The organism is Sinomicrobium sp. (assembly GCA_029266035.1).
Taxonomy (GTDB): Bacteria; Bacteroidota; Bacteroidia; order Flavobacteriales; family Flavobacteriaceae; genus Sinomicrobium.
Genome location: JAJUFH010000045.1, coordinates 1 through 10,412, shown reverse-complemented (window position 1 = coordinate 10,412; position 10,412 = coordinate 1). Strand labels below are relative to the sequence as shown.

At 41.7% G+C, this 10,412-nt stretch carries 8 protein-coding genes, 1 rRNA gene and 1 pseudogene; 5 read left to right on the top strand and 5 right to left on the bottom strand.

Annotation, left to right across the window (positions count from 1 at the left end; translation table 11 throughout):
• A 5S ribosomal RNA gene (rrf, locus tag ACYZZR_RS13150) occupies positions 1 to 86 on the top strand; the annotation flags it as partial.
• Positions 87 to 196: 110 nt separating this feature from the next.
• Here rrf and ACYZZR_RS13145 read toward each other — a convergent pair.
• Both ACYZZR_RS13145 and ACYZZR_RS13140 read right to left on the bottom strand, forming a co-directional pair.
• A complete protein-coding gene (locus ACYZZR_RS13145; protein WP_461534470.1) occupies positions 197 to 625 on the bottom strand; it encodes a DUF4268 domain-containing protein in 429 nt (142 codons plus the stop codon).
• Between the two features lie 2 nt (positions 626 to 627).
• Complete coding sequence (locus ACYZZR_RS13140; protein WP_461534469.1) at positions 628 to 1,242, bottom strand: ZIP family metal transporter; 615 nt, start codon at positions 1,240 to 1,242, stop codon at positions 628 to 630.
• A gap of 213 nt (positions 1,243 to 1,455) precedes the next feature.
• Between ACYZZR_RS13140 and ACYZZR_RS13135 the strand changes: the two genes are divergently transcribed.
• Together ACYZZR_RS13135 and ACYZZR_RS13130 are read left to right on the top strand one after the other, a co-directional pair.
• On the top strand, positions 1,456 to 2,619 hold the full coding sequence (locus tag ACYZZR_RS13135) for a THUMP domain-containing class I SAM-dependent RNA methyltransferase (protein WP_461534468.1): 1,164 nt from the start codon (positions 1,456 to 1,458) through the stop codon (positions 2,617 to 2,619).
• Between the two features lie 58 nt (positions 2,620 to 2,677).
• Positions 2,678 to 2,908, top strand: coding sequence for a hypothetical protein (locus tag ACYZZR_RS13130; RefSeq protein ID WP_461534467.1), 231 nt, complete (start codon positions 2,678 to 2,680; stop codon positions 2,906 to 2,908).
• Here ACYZZR_RS13130 and ACYZZR_RS13125 read toward each other — a convergent pair.
• From ACYZZR_RS13125 to rlmD, 3 genes are all read right to left on the bottom strand, one after another.
• Positions 2,905 to 3,777, bottom strand: a complete 873-nt coding sequence (locus tag ACYZZR_RS13125; protein WP_461534466.1) for a DUF6048 family protein — start codon at positions 3,775 to 3,777, stop codon at positions 2,905 to 2,907. The two genes, ACYZZR_RS13130 and ACYZZR_RS13125, sit on opposite strands and share 4 nt — an antisense overlap.
• Positions 3,758 to 4,303 (bottom strand): DUF6452 family protein, encoded by a 546-nt coding sequence (locus ACYZZR_RS13120; protein WP_461534465.1) that lies wholly within the window; start codon positions 4,301 to 4,303, stop codon positions 3,758 to 3,760. The genes ACYZZR_RS13125 and ACYZZR_RS13120 overlap by 20 nt, the downstream gene beginning before the upstream one ends.
• A 70-nt stretch (positions 4,304 to 4,373) precedes the next feature.
• Positions 4,374 to 5,786, bottom strand: a complete 1,413-nt coding sequence (gene rlmD, locus ACYZZR_RS13115) for a 23S rRNA (uracil(1939)-C(5))-methyltransferase RlmD (protein WP_461534464.1) — start codon at positions 5,784 to 5,786, stop codon at positions 4,374 to 4,376.
• A 914-nt stretch (positions 5,787 to 6,700) separates the two neighbouring features.
• Here rlmD and ACYZZR_RS13110 point away from each other — a divergent pair.
• Positions 6,701 to 8,110 (top strand): UDP-glucose 6-dehydrogenase, encoded by a 1,410-nt coding sequence (locus ACYZZR_RS13110; protein WP_461534463.1) that lies wholly within the window; start codon positions 6,701 to 6,703, stop codon positions 8,108 to 8,110.
• 729 nt (positions 8,111 to 8,839) lie between these two features.
• A pseudogene (locus ACYZZR_RS13105) lies at positions 8,840 to 9,847 on the top strand (PDDEXK nuclease domain-containing protein).
• Positions 9,848 to 10,412: the final 565 nt, after the last annotated feature.

Below are 10,412 nucleotides of genomic sequence, written 5' to 3'. Positions count from 1 at the left end.
CTCACCTCTTACCATTCCGAACAGAGAAGTTAAGCCCATGCGCGCAGATGGTACTGCATTAGTGGGAGAGTATGTCGCCGCCTTCTTATCAACCCCTCATCACATCGTGGTGAGGGGTTTTTTTTATGGCTAAGGTTGGGGCCGGTTGGGGGCGGTTGGGGCGAATTGCAATTCGCCCGTACGTCTCTATGGATAATCAGATTTTTATATAATCCTTATATTCCAAGAAAAATGCTTCAAAGCGAAGCATTTTTTCATTCAGAAATTCCATGCAGTCTCTCCAGCTGTCTTTGTTGTGAATAGATACCTGTGTTTTTTCTACGTAAATACGCGATATTTCCTTGTGGTTGTCTAAGATGTAGTCTTCTATAAATACAGCATCAGATACGTATTCTTCTTTAAAAATTGCGCTGAGTGCATTTAGTTTCTCAAAATACAATAAACGCTCCTCTTTATCGGCAGATTCTATATCGATAGATACCATCGCCTTTTTGGTGTCGAAGTGAAATTTTAACGAAAAATCCTTTATGCCGGTATGGTAGCGAATCCACTTTCGTGGAAACGACTTTCCGAAGGAAATCCAGAATTCCTGACGTAATTTTTTTGATTCCTCTCTGCTAAACATAATTACAACACATAAGCGGTGAGTATACCCGCTATAATTACTACTAGTTTGGTAATGTTAAACTTATGCCCCTCGGCACTTTCAAAGAGTATTATAGTAGAGATATGTAAAAAGATTCCGATAATCAACGCGTTTATAGGCATATAGAATTCTTCAATAAGATGGAGATTAGTGCTTAAAAAAGTACCTAGAGGAGTCATAAAAGCAAAGAGTATCATAAATGCCATCATTTTCCATTTATCGATATTGCTGTTTACAAAAAAGGTAGTCAGCACTATTGCGATTGGCAGTTTGTGTATTACTATACCGTATATAAGTGTGTTGTGATGGTAAATAGGTATCCCTTCCAATACAGAGTGAATACTGAGACTTATAAACAGCATCCACGGAAAAGACTTATGCCCCGGAGAGTGATGTATATGTCCGTGTTCAGCCCCCTTAGAAAAGAATTCTAAGAATATCTGCAAAAATATACCACACATAATAAATATACCCGGTGTCTTTCCGGAGTGATCTTCAAACACTTCCGGGACCAGTTCGAACACCGTAATAGAAAGCAGGAAGGCTCCGCTAAACGCCAGTAAAAGCTTAAATATTTTTTCTTTTTGCGGTCGCATAAAGAGCACAAAAAGGAATCCCGCTATAACTGCTATAACCGGAAGAATGTAATTTATTATATGTGTTGAGTGCGACATTGTGAAAATTCACCTTAAAACATGGAATAAACAAAAAAAAACATTATGTTTACAAAGTCTTATGTGCAAAAGTTTAAAAGACTTTATAGCGAAGGGACTAAATTAGTGTATTTTTGCCTTTTAAAGCGATGAGAAATGGCAAATAATTACAGTATGGTCGCCAAGACCTTTTTTGGATTTGAAGAGATATTGGCCGATGAGCTTCGAAAGCTCGGGGCTATTGGAGTAGAGACAGGGGTGAGGAGTGTTTCCTTTACTGGCGACAAAGGTTTTATGTACAAGGCCAATCTGTGTTTGAGAACTGCCTTGAAGATTGTAAAACCTCTGCGGTCGTTTAGGGTGCGCAACGAAGACGATTTGTATCAGACTGTAAAAAAGATCCGCTGGGAAGATATTATGAGCGTCGACAATACCCTTGCGGTAGACGCAGTGGTGCATTCAGAGAAGTTTAACCACTCTCTGTATGTCGCACTCAAGACAAAAGATGCTGTAGTAGACCGTTTTCGGGAGATGAAAGGAAGGCGTCCGGATGTAGACATCAAGCATCCCGACTTGAGGATTAATGTACATATCCAGAGCGATATATGCACTATTTCGCTCGACAGTTCTGGAGCTTCTCTACATCACCGTGGGTATCGCAGTGCTACCAATATCGCACCAATCAACGAGGTTTTGGCAGCGGGAATGTTGTTGTTGAGCGGATGGGACGGACAGTGCGACTTTATAGACCCCATGTGTGGAAGCGGAACCATACCTATAGAAGCGGCGATGATAGCCTGTAATATTCCCGCTAATATCAACCGCAGGGAATTTGCATTCGAAAAATGGGCCGACTTCGACAGCGAGCTCTTTGAAAAAGTTACCGAGAGCAGCCTTAATAAAGTCAGAGAATTTCACCATACAATTCAGGCTTTCGACAAGGCACCGTCGGCAGTGAGAAAGGCGACAGATAATGTAAAAAATGCCAATTTAAGCGACTATATACAGCTGTCGCAGCAAGATTTTTTTGAATCTGAAAAACAAGGAGAGGGCAAGTTACACATGGTGTTCAATCCGCCCTATGGCGAACGCCTTGCTGTAGATATACGAGAGGTATACAGCCATATAGGCAATACTTTAAAAAGGAAATATTCCGGCACCGAAGCCTGGCTCATCACCTCCGATCCAGATGCACTAAAATCGGTAGGCCTTCGTCCCTCGCGCAGGATAAAACTCTACAACGGTAAGTTAGAGAGCAGATTTGTAAAATACGAGATGTATGCAGGAAGTAAAAAAGCTAAATGGCAATCAAAAGAATAACAATGTAAACAACAAATAAATAATTTAAAACCAATCATTAACCAAATACCCCACAACAATGAAAAACAAGCACAAAGCTTTTTTGTACAACCTTATAGGGTTTGGAATCCCCTTTGTGATATCGTTTGCCTTACTGAAGTATATTTTTCCCGAAGCTCACTTTTGGGCGATGGTATGTGCAGCACTAATCGCTGTGCTCGTATCACCTAGGTTTTGGGTGGTAAAAACCCCGTCGGGAGAAAGGATATTTAAAAAATGGTCGTTTAGCCCTCCCAAGCTGGTGCGTTAATTCATCATAGGATATTGCATCGGATCTCGCATAGGGTCTCTCATCGGATCTTGCATTGGGTTTTGCGTCGGATATTGCTGCATAGGATCGGGTTCAGCTTCGGGCTGTATCGGTTCCTGTTTGTTTAGCGCACCTTTTTTGGTCTTGATAAATATAGGAATCAAGTAGGATACCGAATAGTTGAAGGTGAGTCCAAACTTACTGTCGTCCGTCACTTTTTGAAATCCCGGAATCCACAGATTAGAAAAACTGTCGGGTGGAGTGTCGTTTAGCAGATAGGTAAGTCTTACCGATGCGCCTACATAGAGATTGTTGAACAACTCCACCTTAGTTCCGAAGAGGATTTCCAACCACTGAGCGTTGAGTCCGCTGTACTCGCCGAGTATATTCTCGTCCTTACCCGGAATAAGGTTTTCTCCCCAGTAGGGGCTAGTGGTATAAATATAGTATTCGTCCAGAGTTTGACTAAAGGCACTCACCCCCAATCGAGCTCCGGCAAAGATCATATTTTCCATACCGTACCAGTTTTCATAGAGGTTGTAGTCTATTCCCGCACGCAAAAAACTGCCCGAAGTAGACAAGGTGTAGAGCGTTTCTTGAGAAGTGTATTCCTCTATTCCCAACTCAGCCGCCACGTATAGGTTTTTCGAAAGTCGAAAGTCGCCCATCAGTTCTAGGCCATTGTATTTACTGCTGGTAAACGACCGTATGGGTTTACTCAGGTCTATACCCACTCTAATGCCGTATTTTTCCTCAAACACAACACTGTCTTTTGGAGCTTCAGGCGTTGTTGTTGCGGGGTCGTTTTCCTGAGCTTTGAGCACTAGAGAAAACAGCAAGCATACAATACTAATGGTATATCTTGACATGGGCAGCATTTTGTAATTCTACAGTAGGTGTAACGACTTCCAACGAAGATATCCACTGCTGATCGTCGTCCATATCCCTTTCGGCAGTCAGACCGGAATAAGTGGTAATAAACCCGCAGGCTCTAGATATAAAGTGCTGATCGGTTTGATAGCGAAACCTTAGGGTGTCGGCATTTTTTATACGCAGTGTATCACCGCTTGAAGTAATTTGTATAGAGTTGAGTGTAAAGGCATACACGGTTTCATCTTCAAACAATTTGAGCGGAAGTGCGATAGAATCGATAGCCGTACTGTCTCTAAAGGTATCTACAGGAGTATCCATCCCCTGTCCGTATACACTAAGAGTGTTTACTTCCTCTTTCAAATCTCTGTCGCTATTGTCGTGAAATGTGATAACCAAAAGCGGGGTGGTAGCGGAGTCTTCCGGACATATATCGTCTTTTTCACATCCCAGAAACAGCATGACAGCCAAGCCGATTACAGAAAGAGCTATAAGCGTTTTTTTTGCAGTAATATTGAGTTTCATTTCAAATTTAATCTAGTTTTTTGAATGGGATGTTCCGATTTGAGATCTGTATGATCTCATTGCAGCTATATTATCCACGCTTTTCCAAAAGTACAACATTTTCTACATGGTGAGTTTGCGGAAACATATCTACAGGCTGTACTCGAGTCACTCGGTACAATTCGTCCATCAAGGCCAGATCTCTGGCTTGAGTAGCGCTGTTACAGCTCACATAAACCACCTTTTCCGGGGCTATATCCAATATTTGCTGTACCACATCCTTGTGCATACCATCGCGGGGCGGATCGGTAATAATCACGTCGGGGCGACCGTGTTGATCTATAAACGCCTTGTTGAATACCTTTTTCATATCCCCTGCAAAAAAGCTAACGTTTTCAATACCGTTTAATTGCGCATTGCTTTTAGCATCCTCAATGGCTTCCGGAACAGCTTCTACCCCGATCACTTTTCCAGCCTTTTTAGCCACAAACTGCGCAATAGTGCCGGTACCGGTATAGAGGTCGTACACCAGTTCGCCGCCCGTAAGTCCCGCAAACTCCCTGGCTACCTGATACAATTTGTAGGCCTGTGGCGAATTGGTTTGATAAAAAGACTTGGCATTTATTTTAAAGCGAAGACCTTCCATTTCCTCAAATATATGATCGCGTCCGTGATAGCAAATCACCTCTTGATCGTAGATAGTATCGTTTGCTTTTCCATTTATCACATACTGCAAGGAAGTAATTTGCGGAAAGCTATCCTTGAGAAAATCCATCATCAAAGCGATATCTTGCGCCCGATTTTCAAAGAACTGTATCAGCACCATAATTTCTCCGGTAGACGAAGTTCTAATCATCAAGGTACGCAGCAAACCTGTTTGCTGTCTGGGGTTAAAGAACTCCAATCCGTTTTTCCGCGCAAAATCGCGCACTGCCGTTCTGATTTCGTTTGAGGGGTCGGCTTGTAGGTAGCATTTTTCTATATCCAGTATCTTGTCCCACATTCCCGGAATATGAAATCCTAAGGCATTCCGATATTCCGGTACCTCACCGCTTTCTATTTCTTCACGAGTAAGCCATCGGCTGTCGGAAAAGGAGAATTCCATTTTGTTTCTGTAAAACAGCTGTTTATCAGACCCTATGATAGGAGAAGTTTCCGGAAGATCTATCTTACCCAGGCGAGTCAGATTGTTTTCCACCTCTTTCTGCTTGTAAAACAGCTGGTGTTCATAGCCCATATTCTGCCATTTACATCCGCCACAAGTGCCAAAATGCTCGCATTCCGGCGTCTGTCTCTTTTCGGAATACCTGTGAAAATTAATCGCTTTCCCTTCGTAATACGCCTTTCTCTTTTTAGTGGTTTGCACATCGACCACATCCCCTGGAATAGCATTAGAGAGGAAAATAACACGACCGTCGGGCGCCTTGGCAATCCCTTTGCCCTTCGCTCCGGCATCGATCACCTCTACCTGTTCAATCAATGGCTTTCTATTCTTTCTAGACATAGCGCAAAAATAAGCTTATTTTGCGATTCCCGAATTATTTATTTGAGGAAGACCTAGTGGGGTTTTTGCTGACGCGGTGACGCGGTGACACGGAGATGTGGAGATGTGGAGGTGAGGAGACTTGGTGATGAGGAGATTTGGAGGCGCGGAGACGCGGTGATGGGGAGACTTGGAGGTGATGAGACTCGGTGATGAGGAGATTTGGTGATGAGGAGATTTGGAGACGCGGAGGTGATGAGACGCGGAGGTGATGAGGAGATGTGTGGTGTCATTGCGAGAAGCCGACCTAAGGAGGCGGTTTGGCAATCTTTGTGTAGTTGGCTAGTTCGTGGTTCTTAGTTGGTAGGGTTTTCGTTTTTCTGTTTTGTACGAACCATATTCCGATATTTCCCAAATTCGAAGCCTTTTCAAGGCGATATGTAGACAGGAATATGATATAAACCAGACGCTGTAGAGACGCAAAATTTTGCGTCTCCCCCCATAGACGAATTAGTGTAGTGCGATTTGTTGTTGCCTTTTCCAGTCGTTGGCTTCGATACACTGTTTGCTGCGCTACGGCACGCAGTTACATGGGGTTTGTCTCAACTTTTTGCACCGTTTTGTATCAAGACAAAATGAAGGAAGGGTTTTGTGTTGAAGCGGAGACTTGAAGGTGGGGTGATTGGGTGAAAAGGAGAAGAACTGTTGTGCTATTGAAGATTTATACTTAGAGCCAATACTCATATCTCACTACTAATATCTCCCTACTAATTCCTCACACCTCTCTACTCACATACTTTATTCGCTTTACTGTCGTTTGTAAAAAGAGAAATTAATTTTAATTGGTTTTACCACTGTAGAATAGTATTTTTGAAAAATTAAAAAAAGAGCTGTCCGTTTGAGTGTCAGTATACTTGACAGAGTATTTATATAAGATGAATAAAAAGATAACCAAGATCTGCTGTATAGGTGCCGGATATGTCGGCGGACCCACTATGGCGGTAATAGCACAAAAGTGTCCGGAGATACAGGTTACCGTAGTCGATATCAACGAAAAGCGAATAGCTGCCTGGAACGATAAAGATTTAAATAAACTTCCGGTTTATGAACCTGGATTAGACAAGGTGGTGGAAGAAGCTCGAGGGAGAAATTTATTTTTCTCTACTGAGGTAGACAGGGCTATCGACGAAGCGGAAATGATTTTTATTTCGGTGAATACCCCTACCAAAACCTATGGTAAAGGCAAGGGAATGGCAGCCGACTTAAAGTATATCGAGCTCTGTGCCCGGCAGATTGCCAGGGTTGCCAAAGACGATAAGATAGTCGTAGAAAAATCAACCCTTCCGGTGCGTACTGCTCAGGCGTTGAAAAGTATACTACACAATACCGGTAGCACTAATGGAGGAGTGAAATTTGAAATTCTCTCCAATCCCGAATTCCTCGCCGAAGGTACAGCTATACAGGACCTTCACGCTCCCGATCGGGTGCTTATAGGCGGTGAGTCGGCCGAAGCGATAGAGGCCTTGGTAGCGGTGTATGCCCATTGGGTGCCTAAAGAAAATATTCTCACTACCAACCTCTGGTCGTCCGAGCTGTCTAAGCTTACCGCCAATGCTTTTCTAGCCCAACGGGTTTCGTCTATCAATGCACTTTCCGAACTCTGTGAAAAAACCGGGGCTGATGTCAATGAAGTAGCCCGAGCTATAGGAACCGATAGCCGTATCGGACCAAAATTTTTAAAAGCATCCGTAGGTTTCGGAGGATCGTGTTTTCAAAAAGACATTCTCAATTTGGTGTATATTGCCAAGTCTTACGGACTACACGAAGTGGCCGATTACTGGGAGCAGGTTATACTGATGAACGACCATCAGAAGAGGCGCTTTGCCGACAATATCGTTACTACGCTTTACAATACCGTGTCTGGCAAAAAAATCGCTTTCTTCGGTTGGGCCTTTAAAAAAGACACCAACGACACCCGCGAGTCTGCCGCTATTTATGTGGCCGATTATCTGCTCAACGAACAAGCAGAAATTGTAGTTTACGATCCTAAAGTAACAGAAGAACAAATTTATGCCGATCTCGATTACCTCAATACCCGAAGTGAAGAAGAAAACAGAAGGCTGGTAACCGTGGTCAACGACCCCTATCAAGCCGCCGATAATGCCCATGCCATAGCAGTACTTACTGAATGGGACGAATTTAAGACCTACGATTGGGATAAGATATACAACGATATGCTACGCCCCTCATTTGTATTCGACGGAAGAGCTGTGCTAGACAGTGAAAAACTGGAAGGCAAAGGATTTGAGGTATATACTATAGGAGTAGGAGCAAAGGGGGTATAGTTTTCTTAGTTTGTAGTTCGTAGTGGTTTTTCGTTTTTTCGCTTTTCTGCATTTTCGCATTTTCGTTTTGTAGCGCCGACATTCCGATACTTCCCAAACCCGAAGCCTTTTCAGAAATTTCGTTAAAGGCTTCTTGACTTTTTGCTTCGTTTTGTGTCAAGACAAAATGAAGGAAGGGTTTTTGTTGACTCGGAGACTTGGTGACGCGGAGACTCGGTGACGCGGAGACTCGGTGACGCGGAGACTCGGTGATTAGTTATCACTCATTAACCTAATAACCCAATAACAATCCATTAGTTCATAGTTGTTTAGTATGGCCCCAACTACCTTATACAGGGCGATTAGTAGAACAGCAATATGACATAAACCAGATGCTGTAGAGACGCAAAATTTTGCGTCTCCCCCCATAGACGAATTAGTGTGGCGCGATTTGTTGTTGATTAGTTGGTAGTTCTTAGTGGTTTTTCGTTTTTCTGTGTTTTTGCTTTTTTACTGTCATCCCGACCCTCGGCCTGTCCGCCGAAGGAGGAAGGGATCTTCGGTTCAGACGATTTGTAATTGATAGGTTATTAGGTGTTTATTGTGGATTCAACTACCTTTTAAAGGTGATGTGTATAACCACGATATGATATAACCCAGACGCTACTTTTAATATCTCGTTCATTATAAGCCTCCTTTTTTGTATATTTACTCTTACGACATAGGAGGGAATTTTTTAACATTTACATTATGCTTACAAGTAAGTCCATATTAACAGACATAAAGGCCATCATAGCTCAGTCTAGAGATAGTGCTATCCGTGCTGTTGACCATCAGCGAACGCTGATGTACTGGCATATAGGTAGGCGTATTTTTGAAGAAGAACAACAAGGTAAAGACCGAGCTGATTATGGAACATTTCTTATCAAATATCTTTCAGAACAATTGCAACCTGAGTTCGGTAGTGGTTTTTCAACTCGACAGTTAAATTGGTATCGCCAGTTTTACCGCACTTTCCCAATTGTGTCTACACTGCGGACACAATTGAGTTGGAGTCAATATAAGCTACTTTTAAGTGTTGACAGTCAAGATAAAAGAGAGTTTTATATTGCTGAAACAATAAAAAATAATTGGACGGTAAGATAGTTGGAAAGGCAAATTTACAGTAGTTTGTACGAACGTCTTTTGTCGAGCAATGACAAAGAAAGTGTTTTAGCTGTTGCCAAGAAGGAAAAGTTGCCTTCCGATGCCAAAGAAATCATCAAAGATCCAATGTATTTAGAGTTTTTGGGATTGAAAAGGGAATCATCTTATTATGAAAAAGATTTGGAAAGCGCCATCATAACACATTTACAAGAATTTTTATTGGAGTTAGGTAACGGATTTTCCTTTGTTGCACGGCAGAAAAGAATACATATTGAGGGCGATGAGTTTTTTGTGGATTTGGTATTTTATAACCGCTTATTACAGTGCTTTGTCATTATAGAAATTAAAACACATAAATTAACACATCAAGACATTGGCCAATTGCAAATGTATGTGAACTATTACGATAGAACAGAAAAACAGCCTCACGAAAACCAGACTATTGGAATTTTGCTTTGTGCTGATAAAAATGATTCGGTGGTAAAATTCACATTACCCGAAGGACAAAAACAAATCGTTGCCAGCCAGTACAAATTATACCTGCCAACTGAAAAGCAATTATTGGAAGAAGTGAAAAAGGAAATAGAGAATTTTGGAGATCTTAGTTCTTAGTGTTTTTTCGCTTTTCTGCATTTTCGCATTTTCGTTTTATAGCGCTGACATTCCGATTATTCCAAAAATCGAAGCCTTTCCAGAAATAAGCTTAATTCCAGCGGAATCGCGTTTGCGATAGCAAAAGGAGCGTGAAGCGGGAATTGAGCTGGTTTCCCGCGATAGCTGGGAAAATTTCCTTAAAGGCTTCTTGATTTTTTGCTTCGTTTTGTATCAAGACAAAATGAAGAGAAGAAAGTTTATAGATATTCGTAAATAATAGTTGTTTAAAGAAATCATATTAAATTTAACATTATTTTTACAGGGAAAAACTGTACACAATCCAACACCCTCAACTATCGCTACAAAATTGACAACCCCAAAATATACGTTATCCAATTTCTCACCGTTTGTAAAAACGATACCCTCTTTTTATTGGTTTTACCCACTAGTGTCCCATTAAAATTGGGACGAGTTAAAAATTAAATAAATTTTGCCCATTAAGGCTATTTCGTTCTTTGTCATATTGAAATTTAGTTTTGGTAAAAAGGTCTCGAAGATTGGTTTTGTCAGTCAATGAAATGCT